The sequence below is a fragment of the Gordonia sp. (in: high G+C Gram-positive bacteria) genome (assembly GCF_052106715.1).
In the GTDB taxonomy this organism is placed as follows: Bacteria; Actinomycetota; Actinomycetes; order Mycobacteriales; family Mycobacteriaceae; genus Gordonia.
This window is the reverse complement of sequence record NZ_JBQEDL010000003.1, coordinates 48,075-63,327: the sequence shown is the minus strand read 5'-3', so window position 1 is coordinate 63,327 and position 15,253 is coordinate 48,075. Positions and strand designations below refer to the sequence as shown.

The 15,253-nt window shown below is 65.1% G+C and carries 13 protein-coding genes; 7 read left to right on the top strand and 6 right to left on the bottom strand.

Annotated elements, in window-relative coordinates:
- Positions 1-96 precede the first annotated feature (96 nt).
- Positions 97-612, bottom strand: a complete 516-nt coding sequence (locus tag ACTIMF_RS02370; protein ID WP_442348669.1) for a hypothetical protein — start codon at positions 610-612, stop codon at positions 97-99.
- Between the two features lie 224 nt (positions 613-836).
- Between ACTIMF_RS02370 and aceE the strand changes: the two genes are divergently transcribed.
- The 7 genes from aceE to ACTIMF_RS02335 all read left to right on the top strand — a co-directional run bounded on the left by aceE (position 837) and on the right by ACTIMF_RS02335 (position 10,014).
- A complete protein-coding gene (aceE, locus tag ACTIMF_RS02365) occupies positions 837-3,611 on the top strand; it encodes a pyruvate dehydrogenase (acetyl-transferring), homodimeric type (protein ID WP_442348668.1) in 2,775 nt (924 codons plus the stop codon).
- Positions 3,612-3,731: 120 nt separating this feature from the next.
- Positions 3,732-4,988, top strand: a complete 1,257-nt coding sequence (locus tag ACTIMF_RS02360) for a PucR family transcriptional regulator (protein ID WP_442348667.1) — start codon at positions 3,732-3,734, stop codon at positions 4,986-4,988.
- Between the two features lie 207 nt (positions 4,989-5,195).
- Positions 5,196-6,107, top strand: coding sequence for an ACP S-malonyltransferase (locus ACTIMF_RS02355; protein WP_442348666.1), 912 nt, complete (start codon positions 5,196-5,198; stop codon positions 6,105-6,107).
- A 111-nt stretch (positions 6,108-6,218) separates the two neighbouring features.
- Positions 6,219-6,521 (top strand): meromycolate extension acyl carrier protein AcpM, encoded by a 303-nt coding sequence (gene acpM / locus ACTIMF_RS02350; RefSeq protein WP_442348665.1) that lies wholly within the window; start codon positions 6,219-6,221, stop codon positions 6,519-6,521.
- Positions 6,521-7,786: a KasA/KasB family beta-ketoacyl-ACP synthase gene (locus tag ACTIMF_RS02345; RefSeq protein WP_442348664.1), complete on the top strand. Its 1,266-nt coding sequence runs from the start codon at positions 6,521-6,523 to the stop codon at positions 7,784-7,786. Before acpM ends, ACTIMF_RS02345 begins: the two co-directional genes overlap by 1 nt.
- A 29-nt stretch (positions 7,787-7,815) precedes the next feature.
- Positions 7,816-9,267, top strand: a complete 1,452-nt coding sequence (locus ACTIMF_RS02340) for an acyl-CoA carboxylase subunit beta (protein ID WP_442348663.1) — start codon at positions 7,816-7,818, stop codon at positions 9,265-9,267.
- 228 nt (positions 9,268-9,495) lie between these two features.
- Complete coding sequence (locus ACTIMF_RS02335; protein ID WP_442348662.1) at positions 9,496-10,014, top strand: DUF3145 domain-containing protein; 519 nt, start codon at positions 9,496-9,498, stop codon at positions 10,012-10,014.
- Here the strand turns inward: ACTIMF_RS02335 and ACTIMF_RS02330 are convergent, their stop codons facing one another.
- The 5 genes from ACTIMF_RS02330 to ACTIMF_RS02310 form a co-directional block, all read right to left on the bottom strand.
- Positions 10,015-10,377 carry a hypothetical protein gene (locus ACTIMF_RS02330; RefSeq protein WP_442348661.1) on the bottom strand — a complete coding sequence of 121 codons (363 nt, stop codon included), beginning with the start codon at positions 10,375-10,377 and terminating at the stop codon, positions 10,015-10,017. It lies immediately after the preceding gene.
- Positions 10,378-10,386: 9 nt separating this feature from the next.
- Complete coding sequence (locus tag ACTIMF_RS02325; RefSeq protein ID WP_442348660.1) at positions 10,387-11,208, bottom strand: serine hydrolase domain-containing protein; 822 nt, start codon at positions 11,206-11,208, stop codon at positions 10,387-10,389.
- Positions 11,209-11,320: 112 nt separating this feature from the next.
- Complete coding sequence (locus ACTIMF_RS02320; protein ID WP_442348659.1) at positions 11,321-12,451, bottom strand: NDMA-dependent alcohol dehydrogenase; 1,131 nt, start codon at positions 12,449-12,451, stop codon at positions 11,321-11,323.
- Between the two features lie 172 nt (positions 12,452-12,623).
- On the bottom strand, positions 12,624-14,222 hold the full coding sequence (fadD5, locus tag ACTIMF_RS02315) for a fatty-acid--CoA ligase FadD5 (RefSeq protein WP_442348658.1): 1,599 nt from the start codon (positions 14,220-14,222) through the stop codon (positions 12,624-12,626).
- Positions 14,223-14,283: 61 nt separating this feature from the next.
- Positions 14,284-15,081, bottom strand: coding sequence for an enoyl-CoA hydratase-related protein (locus ACTIMF_RS02310; protein ID WP_442348657.1), 798 nt, complete (start codon positions 15,079-15,081; stop codon positions 14,284-14,286).
- Positions 15,082-15,253: the final 172 nt, after the last annotated feature.

Sequence of the window (15,253 nt, the reverse complement as noted above, 5' to 3'; positions counted from 1 at the left end):
CGTCCGCCGAAGCGAGACGTAAGTCAAGCGTAGAGGGTCTCGCCGGTTATCGACAGCAGACACCCGACTCCGGGACCAACTACCTGATCCCGGCGATCACTTCGTCGGCAGGTATTCGGCGCACCGGTCGAGCACCGCACGCCGCTTGTCGTCCCACTCATCAGAGGCACGATTGAGCGAAACCCTCTGTTTGCGCGTGATCCGTTCGGCGAGCTTCTCCGAACTGTCGACGAACCCCGACACGTCGTCGACGAGGTCGGTCGGCGCGGCAGGCGAGATCCTCTCGCGGACGACGTCGGCGCCCGTCTCCAGCGTCTCTGCGGCCCAGCGGTCTTCGGATCCGACGGTCTCATACGACTGCTTCTGGTTCAGCACCCTCATGAAGGTGTTGTAGTCGCGGACCATCACGCCTGCGGAGGTGATCACCTGGCGACACACCTGGATCGCGGCCACCCGCTCCACATCTGAACGTTCCGCGGAGGAGACGCCCGACGCGTCCGACGCCGATACGACCGGATCCGGAATCTCACCGGAGCCGTCGGAGCATCCAACCATCAGCATCACACCTGCCGCCAGCACGACGCCGACGACAGCTGCTCGAGCGCCTTTCATGCGACTCCCCCTGGCGTAGACACGAATTGCTTGAGGTTACCGCAGAGTAGAACGTGTGACTGGGCACATCTGCGTCTGAGGACCGTGATTTGGGGCACGATGGGGCCGAGGGTGCGCGAGAATCCTTGGGTACTCGAAACGAATCCGACCGTCACCACCCCGACGGTCATGTGAGAGGCGCGCCGCAGACCATCACGACGCGCTAGAGGAAGATTGGTGGATAAGTGACTGACCTGACCACGAGCACACCGAGCACCGGAGCGCGATCCAGCCGCGTCAAGGTGATTCGCGACGGTGTGGCGTCCTACCTGGCCGACAGCGATCCGTCGGAGACCGACGAGTGGCTCGAATCGTTCGACGCGATGCTCAGCAACGCGGGACCCGAACGGGCGAGATACCTGATGCTTCGGATGCTCGAGCGCGCGGACGACAAGCGAGTCGTCCTGCCACAGCTGACGTCAACCGATTACGTCAACACCATCCCCACGGACTTGGAACCGGACTTCCCGGGCGACGAGGACATGGAGCGCCGGTTCCGCGCATACATCCGGTGGAATGCTGCGGTCATGGTCCACCGCGCCCAGCGTCCTGGGATCGGCGTCGGCGGCCATATCTCGACGTACGCGTCGTCAGCATCGCTCTACGAGGTCGGCTTCAACCACTTCTTCCGCGGTCTGGACCATCCAGGTGGCGGCGACCAACTGTTCATTCAGGGCCACGCTTCCCCCGGCATCTACGCGCGCGCCTTTCTCGAGGGTCGCATCGACGAGCACCGCATGGACGGATTTCGACAGGAGCACAGCCACGCCGGGTTGGGCGGCGGCCTCCCGTCGTATCCGCATCCGCGTCTGATGCCTGAGTTCTGGCAGTTTCCGACAGTTTCGATGGGCATCGGCCCGATGAACGCCATCTACCAGGCTCGATTCAACAAGTACCTTCACCTCAACGGCATCAAGGACACGTCACAGCAGCACGTGTGGGCGTTCCTCGGCGACGGCGAGATGGACGAACCCGAGTCGCGCGGACTCGCGCAAGTCGCAGCGTCCGACCATCTCGATAACCTGACGTTCGTCGTCAACTGCAACCTGCAGCGCCTCGACGGCCCGGTCCGCGGAAACGGAAAGATCATCCAGGAACTGGAGTCGTTCTTCCGGGGCGCAGGCTGGAACGTCATCAAGGTGGTCTGGGGGCGCGAGTGGGACAACCTGCTGCACGCCGACCAAGACGGCGCCCTGGTCAACTTGATGAACAAGACGTCCGACGGCGACTACCAGACATACCGCGCCAACGACGGCAGTTTCATCCGCGACAACTTCTTCGGTCGAGACCCGCGGACCAAGGAACTCGTCAAGGACTACACCGACCAGGACATCTGGAACCTCAAGCGTGGCGGCCACGACTACCGCAAGATCTTCGCCGCCTACCAGGCCTCGCTGAATCACAAGGGTCAGCCGACGGTCATCCTGGCGCACACGATCAAGGGCTACACGCTGGGCGGGCACTTCGAGGGTCGTAACGCCACCCACCAGATGAAGAAGATGACCCTCGACGACCTGAAGGCCTTCCGCGACACGACGCGCGTTCCGATCTCGGACGCACAGCTCGAGTCCGATCCGTACTTACCGCCCTACTACCACCCGGGCGTCGATTCACCGGAGGCCCAGTATCTGCTCGAGCGTCGGAGCACGCTCGGCGGGTTCCTCCCGCGACGCCACATGACCCCCGAGCCGTTGCATCCCGACACCACGCGCGCTCTCAAGGCGGTCTCCGGCGGCTCGGGCAAGCAGCAGGTCGCCACCACGATGGCGCTGGTCCGCATCTTCAAGGAGTTGATGCGCGACGAGCAGATCGGCAAGCGGATCGTGCCGATCATCCCCGACGAAGCGCGCACCTTCGGCATGGACTCCTGGTTCCCGACCCTCAAGATCTACAACCCGAACGGCCAGCACTACCGTTCGGTCGACGCGGAGCTGATGCTCGCGTACAAGGAGGCCGAGAACGGCCGGATCATGCACGAGGGCATCAACGAGGCAGGCTCCACCGCGTGCTTCACGGCGGTCGGCACGTCCTACGCCACGCATAACGAGCCCATGATCCCGCTGTACATCTTCTACTCGATGTTCGGCTTCCAGCGGACCGGCGACGGCCTGTGGGCTGCGGCCGACCAGATGGCCAATGGATTCGTGATCGGCGCGACTGCAGGCCGCACGACGCTCACCGGTGAGGGGCTGCAACACGCGGACGGTCACTCGCATCTGATCGCCGCCACCAACCCGGGCGTCGTCGCATACGACCCGGCGTTCGCGTACGAGCTCGCGCACATCGTCGACGACGGTCTGCGCCGCATGTACGGCCCGGAACCGGAGAAGGTGTACTACTACCTCACGGTCTACAACGAGCCCATCCACCAACCGGCCGAGCCCGCGGACCTCGACGTGGCCGGCGTCCTCAAGGGCATCTACCTGCATCGTCCGGCCGAGGGCGAGCACGAGGAGAAGGCGGGAATCCTCGCCTCCGGTATCACCATGAACGACGCGCTCGAAGCTCAGCGGCTGCTCGCCGCCGACTGGAACGTGGGAGCCGACGTGTACTCGGTGACGTCATGGAACGAACTCGCTCGCGACGGAATCGCTTGTGACCGTGAGGAACTGCGTGAAGGCACCGTCCGGACGCCGTACGTCACCGAGGTGCTGAGCCAGCGTCCCGGACCGTTCGTCGCGGCATCGGATTACATGCGTGGCGTCCAGGAGCAGATCCGCGCCTACGTACCCGGCACGTATCTGACACTCGGCGCGGACGGCTTCGGGTTCTCCGACACGCGATCGGCTGCCCGCCGGTACTTCAACATCGACGCGGCGTCGATCGCCGTCGGCGTGCTCGTCGCCCTGGCGCGGGACGGAAAGATCGACCGCTCCGTCGCATCGGACGCCGCCACGAAGTACCAGATCACCGATCCGACGGCTGCCCCGGTGTCCACCGCCGACCCCGGCGTCGCCTGATCTGCAGTCGCGACCGACACGACGCCGCCACCGGGATCCGCTGGCGGCGTCGTACCTCCTGGCCGGGGTCCTGCACTGCGCGCGACCCTCGCACCGGGCCATCAGCGTTACATTGGTGACGTGTCCGACCAACCGCTGAAGTCCACCCGCGCAACCGACGTGTTCGCCGACAAAGGTGCGCACGTACCGGCGCCGGCGACGGTGCACGATGCACTGCCCGATACGTTGTTGCGTCGAATGAAGCAGTACAGCGGCCGCTTGGCGACTGAAGCCGTGCACTCGATGTCCGACCAGCTCCCCTACTTCAGCGAGCTCGACGCAGCGCAGCGCGCGAGCGTCCAACTCGTCGTACAGACGGCAGTCGTCAACTTCGTCGAATGGATCCAGGACCCCGAAGGCAACGTGAGGTTCACAGTGCAGGCCTTCCAGGTGGTCCCCCAGGACTTGGCCAGGCGCATCACCCTCCTGCAGACCGTCGAGATGGTCCGTGTCGCGATGGAGTTCTTCGAGAAGTGGCTCCCGCTCCTCGCTCGCAACGATGCCCAGCTACGTGCACTCACCGAGTCGGTGCTCCGATACGGCCGCGAGATCGGATTCGCCGCGGCAGCGATCTATGCCGCGGCCGCCGAGTCGCGCGGGGCGTGGGACTCGCGAATGGAGGCGCTCGTCGTCGACGCCGTCGTCCGCGGCGACGACGACGCGCAACTCCTCTCCCGCGCGGCCGCACTGAACTGGCCGAGCGACTCGCCTGCGACGGTGATCGTCGGAACCCCTCCGCCCGAGCAGAACGTGTCGGTACCGATCGCCATCCACACCACCGCGAAGCAGTACGACCGTGCGACGTTGTCCGTGGTGCAGGGCAGCACTCTCGTCGCCATCGTCGGCGGTTCACTGCGCCAATCGGATCGATTCCTCACTGACCTCCTGGAACACTTCGCCGACGGTCCCGTCGTGATCGGGCCGACCACCGCGAACCTCACCGCCGCTCACGCGTCGGCTGTGGAAGCCCTCGCCGGTGTGCGCGCGGTGACCGGCTGGCAGAGCGCCCCCCGCCCGGTCTACAGCTCCGATCTGCTCCCCGAGCGCGCATTGAGCGGCGACGCCGACGCCGTTCGAATGCTCATCGATTCGCTCGTCACTCCCCTCGGCGGCGACAACGACACCCTGATGGGCACCCTCGAGTCGTACCTCGATGCGGGCGGCTCCATCGAGTCGTGCGCGCGCAAGCTTTACATCCACCCCAATACTGTTCGATACCGACTAAAAAAAGTGACCGACGTCACGGGTCGTGATCCAAGTAACCCCCGAGACGCCTACATCCTTCGAGTGGCCCTGACTGTCGGTCGGTTGACTCATTTTCAGCAAGAATCGCATTAAACAGCCACGTGAGTCACATGCGTTACACATTGCGTGAGAAAGATCCGCACGTCCGGTACGTTTTCACCCAGGCGGTAACGGATAACGGGCCGATGACGATGAAGGTGCCACTCGCGACACTTTTGTAGGAAACCTACAAATTTCATGGCCAAGGTTCATACGACTCAACACCCACACCGAGGGCCTTAAGGGTGTTCGCTTAGTCACGTGCTTGCGATGCTTGCGCCCGGACAGGGCTCTCAGAAACCCGGAATGCTCGCCGAATGGCTCGAGCTTCCGGGAAACCGTGACCGTGTGGCCGCGTGGTCGGAGACGACTGGACTCGATCTCGCGCGTCTCGGAACCACTGCGACAGCCGAGGAGATCACCGACACCGCGGTGACCCAGCCGCTCGTCGTCGCCGCCACACTGCTCGCCTTCGACGAACTGACCCGTCGCAACGGCCCGCTCCCCGCAGACACCGTCGTGGCAGGCCATTCGGTCGGCGAACTCGCGGCTGCAGCCATCACCGGCGTGATCACCCCGGACGAGGCGGTCCGCCTCGCGGGCATCCGCGGCAGCGAGATGGCCAAGGCATGCGCGATCGAGCCAACCACGATGGCCGCTGTCCTCGGTGGCGACGAGAGCGCTGTCCTCTCGCATCTCGCGGAACTCGACCTGGTACCGGCGAACCGGAACGCCAAGGGTCAGATCGTCGCTGCGGGCTCGGCCGGGGCGATCGACGAATTGGCCGCGAACCCGCCGGAGAAGGCTCGGGTCCGTAAGATCGCCGTCGCTGGCGCCTTCCACACCGAGTACATGGCTCCGGCACAGGAGGCCGTGGCCTCTGCTGCCGCCGAGATTACCCCCGCGGACCCGACACACACCCTGTTGTCGAACTCCGACGGCCAGCCCGTCGGCGACGGCGCCCTCGCGCTCAAGAAGCTCGTCACCCAGGTGACGAGCCCTGTGCGGTGGGACCTGTGCTCGCAGATCATGCTCGCCACCGGCACCGACGCACTCGTCGAACTCGCGCCGGCCGGAACCCTCGTCGGTATCGCCAGGCGCGAACTCAAAGGCGTGCCCTCGCGCGCCGTCAACGTCCCCGCAGATCTGGAGGACGTCCCAGGACTTGGATAGCGGTCGGGCAACCCCCGGCCACCGGAGAGTCGATCATCGACTTGTCCAACAGCGAACCCGCTGATCTCCGGAAAACACGCAACGCAATACGAACTAGAAGGGAGCCACACCGTGGCTGCAACTCAGGAACAGCTCGTCGCCGGCATCGCCGAGATCATCGAAGAGGTCACCGGTATCGAGCCGTCGGAGGTCACCCTCGAGAAGTCCTTCGTCGACGACCTGGACATCGACTCGCTGTCGATGGTCGAGATCGCCGTTCAGGTCGAGGACAAGTACGGCGTCAAGGTTCCCGATGAGGACCTCGCCGGACTGCGCACCGTCGGCGACACCGTCGCCTACGTCCAGAAGCTCGAGGCCGAGAACCCGGACACCGCTGCTGCCATCGCCGCCCAGATCGAGGCGAGCCAGTCCTGATGACCGAGCTGCGTGACTTTTCCACTCGCGGTGGGGAGTTCCCCAGCGTCGTGGTGACCTCAATGGTCGCCACGACGTCACTGGGCGCCGACCTGGACACGACCTGGGAAAATCTCGTCGCCGGTAAGTCCGGCATCCGCGAGCTCACCGACGAGTACGTCGGCAAGTACAACTTGCCGGTCAGTATCGGCGGCAAGCTGGTCGAGGATCCGACCCAGGAGGTCACCCGCATCGAGGCACGCCGCATGGCGTACGTCGAGCGGGTCTCCCACATCATGAGCAAGCGTCTGTGGGCGCAGGCCGGCGAGCCCGAGGTCGATCGCGACCGTCTCGCCGTCGTGCTCGGCACCGGGATGGGCGGAGCCGACGCGATGATCGACGCCGACAACGCCATCAAGACAACCGGCAACTACCGCAAAGTGTCGCCGCTCGCGGTGTCGATGACGATGCCGAACGGCCCCGCGGCCGTCGCAGGCCTCAACGTCGGCGCGCGCGCAGGCGTCATCACCCCGGTCTCTGCCTGCTCGTCGGGCGCCGAGGCCATCGCCCATGCCTGGCGGCACATTGTCTTCGGTGATGCCGACATGGTGGTGTGCGGCGGCGTCGAGGGACACATCGACGCGGTGCCGATCGCAGCGTTCTCGATGATGCGCGCCATGAGCACCCGCAACGACGACCCGGCAGCGGCGTCGCGTCCGTTCGACAAGTCGCGTGACGGCTTCGTCTTCGGTGAAGCCGCCGCGATGCTGATCGTCGAACGCGAGGACCACGCCAAGGCGCGCGGCGCTCATATCCACGCCCGACTTCTGGGCGCGGGCATCACGTCCGACGGCTTCCACCTGGTTGCTCCGGACCCGTCCGGTCAGGGAAATGCGCGGGCGATGACTCGTGCGCTGCAGACTGCGGGGCTCGCGAAGTCGGACATCTCGCATGTGAACGCACATGCGACGTCCACTCCGATCGGCGACACAGCCGAGTCGGAGGGTATTCAGGCGGCCGTGGGCAATCATGCCGCCATCTACGCGCCGAAGTCGGCGCTGGGACACTCGATCGGCGCTGTCGGTGCTCTCGAAGCGGTCCTAACGGTCAAGTCGGTGGAAGAGTCTGTCATTCCGCCGACATTGAATCTCGAAGAACTCGACCCGGAGTGCGGCGACATCGACGTCGTGCACGGGGAGGCTCGACGCGGCCAGATCGACTACGCGCTGAGCAACTCGTTCGGATTCGGAGGACACAACGTCGCTTTGACGTTCGGTCGCTACTGATTCACCTCCCCCGCAATAGGAGTAAACCGATGACCACACTGGCACCCATCCCCGGCCGTGAGGAAGCGACGGATCCCCGTGACCCGCTGCTTCGGTTGACGACATTCTTCGACGAGGGCACCGTCGAGTTGCTGCACGCCCGCGACAGATCGGGAGTGCTGGCAGCCGTCGGTGAGGTCGACGGTGTCCGCACCGTCTCCTATTGCACTGATGGCACCGTGATGGGCGGTGCCATGGGGGTGGTCGGTTGCGCTCACATCGTGAACGCGATCGACACCGCCATCGCCGAGCAGGCGCCGGTCGTTGCCATCTGGCATTCGGGCGGTGCCCGGCTCGCCGAAGGCGTCGAAGGACTGCACGCTGTCGGCGGAGTGTTCGAGGCCATGGTGCGCGCGTCCGGCTACGTACCGCAGATCTCCGTGGTCGTCGGGTTCGCGGCAGGCGGGGCCGCGTACGGTCCGGCCTTGACCGACGTCGTCATCATGGCGCCAGAGGGACGGGTCTTCGTCACCGGTCCGGACGTCGTCAAGTCGGTGACCGGTGAGAGCGTCAGCATGGAAGACCTGGGCGGCCCGCACACGCACGGCAAGCGCTCCGGCGTCAGCCACATCACCGCCGACTCCGAGGCCGACGCGTACTGGCGTGCCCGGCGTCTCGTCAGCACGTTCTCCCAGCAGGGAGACGTCGATCTGGCCCGCGCCGTGGCGGGCGACAGCGACATTCGCGCTCTCCTGCCCGAATCGAACCGTCGCGCCTACGACGTCCATCCAATCGTCGAGGCCGTTCTCGACACCCAGCACGCCGCGGATGGTGTCACCGAGATCTCGACGTTCGAAGAGATTCAGGCCAAGTGGGCGCCCAACATCACGATCGGCCTCGGACGGCTCGGCGGACGCTCGGTGGGCGTCATCGCCAACAACCCGCTCCGCATGGGCGGCTGTCTGAACTCCGAGGCGGCCGAGAAGGCCTCCCGTTTCGTGCGCATGTGCGACGCGTTCGGCGTTCCGCTCGTCGTCCTGACGGACGTCCCCGGTTACCTTCCGGGCGTCGGCCAGGAGTGGAACGGAGTCGTCCGACGCGGAGCGAAGCTCCTGCACGCGTTCGCCGAGTGCACGGTTCCTCGTGTCACCCTGGTGACCCGCAAGATCTACGGCGGCGCCTACATCGCCATGAACTCGCGTGCGCTCGGCGCGACGGCCGTGTTCGCCTGGCCGGGCTCCGAGGTCGCCGTCATGGGCGCGAAGGCCGCTGTCGGCATTCTGCACAAGAAGACGCTCGCCGCCACTCCCGAGGACGAGCGTGAGGCTCTCCACGAACGTCTGGCCGTCGAGCACGAGCAGATCGCCGGCGGTGTGGGACGCGCCCAGTCGATCGGCGTGGTCGACGAGGTCATCGATCCCGCCGCGACCCGCAGCCGTATCGCCGAAGCGCTCGCGGCCGCTCCCGCGCGCCGCGGACGCCACAAGAACATCCCGCTCTAGGGCGACGGGCAACCACTCAATTCAACGACGGCCGCTCACTTCGACGTCGTTCGCTCATCTCCGGAGGTGAGCGAACGGCGGTGAGGTGAGCGCCCGACACATTCGACAACAAATAGAACTAGCGCAACACGCACCTCACAAGGCATAATCTCTAACAGCGGTGTGCTATCCGATTCGACGCGGTGCCTTGGGGAAGACGTTCCTCGTCGAACCGGAGGTGAATGACCAGTGCGCAATCTCAACCAGTTTGCGGACCTGACGACAGGCGTGGTGTACATCCACGCCTCTCCCGTCGCGCTGTGCCCGCATGTGGAGTGGGCACTGTCGTCGACGCTGAACGCGCGCGCCGATCTCAAGTGGTCGGCGCAGAACGCGGAGCCCAGTCGTATGCGGGCGACGGTCGATTGGACCGGCCCTGTCGGGACCGCCGCGCGTCTCGCATCCGCGCTGCGCGAATGGCCCGGTCTGGCATACGAAGTGACCGAGAACGCGAGCGAAGGCGTCGACGGCGAGCGATTCAGCCACGTCCCCGGCCTCGGCCTCTGGCGCGGGTCGACCGGTGCGAACGGCGACGTGATCATCGGCGAGATGCAACTGCGGGCCATGATGGACAACCAACCCGACAGCGCGGGCTTGGCCGCCGAGCTCGACACGGTCCTGGGCACCGCGTGGGACGAAGCGTTGGAGAACTACCGCATGGGCGGTGCGGGAGCCGAAGTCACCTGGTTGCATCAGCGCGTCGGCTGATCACTCCCGGACGTCGACCAACGCCTGGTCGCGTTCGGCGCGGAGGATGTGTGTAATCCGCGACCCCACAGACTCGATAGTGAGCAGAACCGCGCACATGATCGAGATGGTCCCGGGGACGAACACGAGCATGTCGTCGATCCGATCCCAGGCCGCCGGACTCCACAGCGCCACCCAGGTCAGCATCAATGCGATGACTGTCGACAGTTCGCCGAGGAACGTCAGGACGACAAATGTGAGCGCGGCCTTCCGGTGCCGCCGAACAGCCTTGCGGGAGAAGTGGAAGTTCGCAGCCACGGCGAGCAGAAGCACGGCGAACAGCGAGAGAAGAAGGCCGAGATCATCGGCCGTCAGTGACCGCACGGCACCGTCCTAATCGGTATGTGAATCCAGTTCGTCCAGTATGCCCTGGTTGAACTCGCTCCACAGCGGCTTCGCCCACGTCCCGAACGGCCGGTCGGTCACCACGACGCAGGCGGAGCGACGATCGGGGTCCACCCACAGGAATGTCCCCGACTGGCCGAAGTGGCCGAACGTCGACGCCGAGTGCGACGGCGCCGTCCAGTGCCGCGCTTTGTCGCCCTTGATCTCCGGCCCCAGACCCCAGTCATTCGGGCGGAACTTCCCGTAGCCGGGGACGAAGCCGTCGATGCCCGGGAAATGGACGGTCCTCGCCGCACCTGCGGTCTGCACCGACAGGAGCGTCGGTTCGAGGAGTTCGGCCGCGAACCGGCCGAGGTCGTCCACCGACGCCCGCGCTCCGTGACCCGCCGACCCGGCCAGCACCGTCGACGTCATTCCGAGCGGCTCGCTTACGGCTTGACGCAGATACTCCCCGAACGCGATCCCGGTTTCGGTCGCCACCAGGTCGGCCAGGATCTCATATCCCCGGCTCGAGTAGATCCGCTGCTCACCCGGCCTCGCCTGGACCTCGCCGGTGTCGAAGGCGATCCCCGATGCGTGCGCCAGCAGATGCTCCACGCACGCGCCGGGCGGTCCGGCCCGCGTCGCGAGATCGATCGCCCCCTCTTCCACCGCGACGAGCACGGCGTGGGCAGCGATCAGCTTGGTCACCGAAGCGAGCTCGAACACGCGGGCGGTGTCGCCGAACGTGTCTCCGGAGCCACTCGCCGTGACGAGTGCGCCTGCCACGTTGTCGACGGGCCATGACTCCAATTGCGCCAGTGCCTTCACGGTACCGACGTTACCCAGACGATGCAGCGAAGACGATGCGAGGCCCACCGCTCGGCGGGCCTCGCATCGTTCGTCGGTCAGGACACCTCGCCCGACCGCCTCCATCCACTACTCAGCGATCGGCATCCGTGTACCGAATGACGCCGCGGATATTGCGGCCCTCGAGCATATCGGTGTAACCCTCGTTGATCTGGTCGAGCGTGTACTCGCGGGTGATCATATCGGCGATGTTGAGCTTGCCGATCTTGTACATCGACAACAGATTCGGGATGTCGAGCTTCGGGTTCGCGCCGCCGAAGATGGAGCCCTGCAGGTTCTTCTGCAGCAGAGTCAGCATGGACAGGTTCAACGTGACTTGATTCTCCACCATGTTGGCCATACCGGTGAGAACGCACGTGCCGTTCTTAGCGGTGATCGACAGCCACGTGTCGACGTCCTTGCCGAATACCTCGCCGACCGTGACGATGACCTTCTGGCACATGCCCCACTCGGTGGCGTTGCCGATCTCGTTCATGGCCTCCTCGACGGACGCGAACGCATGGGTCGCGCCGAACTTGAGCGCCTGTTCGCGCTTCCATTCGACGGGATCGATGGCGAACACGTTCCGCGCGCCCGCGATGACGGCGCCCTGCAGTGCCGCCGTGCCGACTCCGCCGACACCGATGATCGCAACGTCTTCACCTGGACGAACGTCGCCGCTGCGGGTGGAAGAACCGTAACCGGTGGGGATGCCGCAGCCACAGAGCGCGGCGATCTCAAACGGAATGTCCTTGTCGATCTTCACCGCGGACGCTTCGTGGACCACCATGTACGGCGAGAAGGTTCCCAGAAGCGTCATCGGGTAGACGTTCTCTCCGTCCGCGGTGTGAATGCGGAAGGTGTTGTCGGAGACCGCTTCGCCCTGCAGGAGCATGGCACCGAAGTCACAGAGATTGGCTACGCCGGCCTTACAGGACTTACATTTGCCGCACGACGGTATGAACGACAGGACCACATGGTCGCCGACCTCGAAATCAGTGACGCCGTCACCGATTTCTTCGACGACTCCCGCGCCTTCGTGCCCACCGAGGATCGGGAAACCGGCCATGGGGATTCCGCCGGTCATCAAGTGATGGTCCGAGTGGCACATGCCCGCGGCTTCCATTCGGATCTTGATCTCATGGGGTCTCGGGTCACCGATCTCGATCTCTTCGATCTTCCACGGCTGGTTGAGCTCCCGCAGGAGCGCGCCCTTCGTCTTCACCTTCACAACCTCGCTTCGCCTGAATCGGCTACGTCAGATCACTAATGTTTGCGCGCGGCTTCGCGCTCCCTTTGTGAGGGTAGTCAGCTGAGACGAAAATTGGAACACGTTTCAGAAAGAAATCTAGAACGTGTTCCAATTCGCCTCGCGGCAGTGGACCACCGGCGTCGTGCTACCCCTTGAGGCCCTCGTCCTTGCTCCCGTACTCGGCTCGCAGAGTCGGCTTGACGACCTTGCCGCCCGCGTTGCGCGGCAGCTCAGAGACGACGACGACATCCTTCGGGTGCTTGAAACGCGCCAGGTTCTCGTTCAGGTACGGTTCCAGATCCTCAATGGTCAGGTCGTCGACCCCCTCAGCGAGTACGACCACGGCCACCGGCACCTCACCCCACTTATCGTGGGCGCGACCGATGATCGCCGCCTCGGCGATCCCGGGGTGCCCGTACAGGACGTTCTCGACCTCGGCGCAGTAGATGTTCTCTCCGCCGGAGATGATCATGTCCTTGGCCCGGTCCACGACATAGAGGAAGCCCTCCTCGTCCTCGCGGACGAGGTCGCCCGAGTGGAACCAGCCGCCGTGGAAGGCGTCGGCCGTCCCTTGTGGGTTCTGCCAGTAACCGGACATCATGTTGGGGCCGCGGTACACGATCTCACCAATGTCACCTCGCTTCACGTCGTTCATCTCGGGGTCGACGATCCGCGCGGTGACACCTGGGACCACTCGCCCGATGGAGCCGATCTTGCGCAGCGCGTCCTTGCCTTCGAGAACGCAGGTGATCGGCGACATCTCGGTCTGACCGAAGACCGCGATGTTCAGCGCGTCTGGGAATGTCTCGTTCATCGCTGTGAGAACAGTGTCAGACGCGGGTGCAGCGCCCCACGAGATGACACGCAGGTTGAGTGTGCGCGGCTTGGCCTGCTGCGCGGCACACACGGCCTGCCACTGCGCAGGCACCAGGAAGATCGACGTAGTGCCCTCCCGCTCGAGAGTGTCGAGCATGTCGTCGGGGTCGAACGCACCGAGCGGGTGGATCACCGAGAGCGCCCCGATATAAATCAACGGGGTCATCGCACCGAGGCCTGCGATATGGAACATCGGCGCAACGCACGACCCGATGTCCTCAGCGCTCGTACTCAACGCCTGCAGCGTGTTCAACGCCTGCGCCTGCAGATTCTGATGGGTGAGCATCGCCCCTTTGGGCTTTCCCGTGGTGCCGGAGGTGTACATGATCAGCGCGACGGTGTCCTCCGGGATGTCGATCTCCGGTAGATCCGACCCGTCTTCGGCGACGAGCGCCTCGTAGTCGAGATGGCTGTCGTTCTGCGCCCCGCCGACGACGATCGTGTGGTCGATGGCGCCGGTGCCGCTGACCACGGCGTCGGCGAGCGGCGCGAGCATCGTCTCGGTGACGATGAGCTTGGCGCCCGAATCCGAGACGAGAAAGCCGACCTCCGGGGGCGTCATACGAATGTTGACCGGGACCGGGATCGCCCCGATGAGATTGGCGGCGAGGACGGTCTCGACGTACTCGCTGCGGTTGAGCATCAAGATGAGGATTCGGTCGCCGAACTCGACGCCGCGACGATGCAGGGCGGCCGCGAGGGCGTGCGTGCGCTCGTCGAGCTCGCGCCACGTCGTGGTCGCACCGAGGAACCGCAGGGCTCCGCTGTCCGGGATCATCGTCGAGTGGCGGCGGACCTGATTGTTCCAGTGGTTGCGGCGAGAGCGCAGCGGCTCGGTGTTCAGGGCGAAGCCCAGGGCGTCGGTCATGGGGTACTCCTCGGTGTTGTGCGCGGCGCGCGGACTCTTCGGTCGGGGTCGATGCAAGCGGTCAGCGGTCGCCGAATCCGGTGAGCGCTCGGTGGAATTCGGAAGACTGCAACAGACGCGTCTGCCCGGCGATCTCACGGTCGATCGCATCGTCGTAGTCGGCCAACGCGTGCGCGTCGAGCGCCTCCTTGGTGACAGCGAGCGCCGTCGGCGACTTACGCAGAAGCCGGGACACCGCGCGGTCGACCAGGGTTCCTAGACCCGCTTCGTCATCGGCTACAGCGGTGAGAAGACCGGCGTCGTAGGCTTCACGAGCGGGCAGCTTCTCCCCCAGCAACGCCATCGCGTTGGCGCGGGCACGTCCGAGCGATGCGGTGAACAGCGCGGTGGCTCCGCCGTCGGGCATCAGACCGATGTTGACAAATGCCAGCAGAAAGTACGACCGCGCCGTCGCGTAGACCAGGTCGGCCGCTACGGCCAGCGACGCGCCGATTCCGACGGCAGGTCCGTCGACCGCGGCGATCACCGGCACAGTCAGCGAACGGAACGCGCCGATGAGATGGGAGCCGTTCTCGATGATGGCACGCGCCTGCGTCTCATCGAAACCGCCGCTGGCCGCCGCATCGGTGGCCATCCCGGCGACATCCGCCCCCGCACAGAATGATCCGCCACGGCCCGCGACGACTACGACGCGGACGTCGGAGCGGTCGGCCCACTGGCCGCACAGTTCGATGAGACGGGCCGACGCTGCTCCGTCCAGAGCGTTCATCTGCCCGGGACGATCGATCTCGATGCGCGCGACACCGTCGTCGTCGATACCGTCCCACACTCCGTCTACATGTCGGGTCTCGCCGATCATCACACCTCGTATCGGATACGTGCCGTTTGTGAATTGCCAACACCGTACCATCGAGAGTGACCGAGGTCATGCGAATGCTCGTTAACTTGATTCAACCATAAGTGATCTTCACGTGCCATTATGTGACGAATCGTCATTCCGAGTCATGTTTACCCGCCATTCGATACGATGT

Excerpts from the sequence above, each read along its gene's own strand:
- ACTIMF_RS02370 (WP_442348669.1), bottom strand. The coding sequence starts at position 612 with ATGAAAGGCGCTCGAGCAGCTGTCGTCGGCGTCGTGCTGGCGGCAGGT.
- ACTIMF_RS02345 (WP_442348664.1), top strand. The coding sequence starts at position 6,521 with ATGACCGAGCTGCGTGACTTTTCCACTCGCGGTGGGGAGTTCCCCAGC.
- ACTIMF_RS02340 (WP_442348663.1), top strand. The coding sequence starts at position 7,816 with ATGACCACACTGGCACCCATCCCCGGCCGTGAGGAAGCGACGGATCCC.
- fadD5 (WP_442348658.1), bottom strand. The coding sequence starts at position 14,222 with ATGACCGACGCCCTGGGCTTCGCCCTGAACACCGAGCCGCTGCGCTCT.
- ACTIMF_RS02310 (WP_442348657.1), bottom strand. The coding sequence starts at position 15,081 with ATGATCGGCGAGACCCGACATGTAGACGGAGTGTGGGACGGTATCGAC.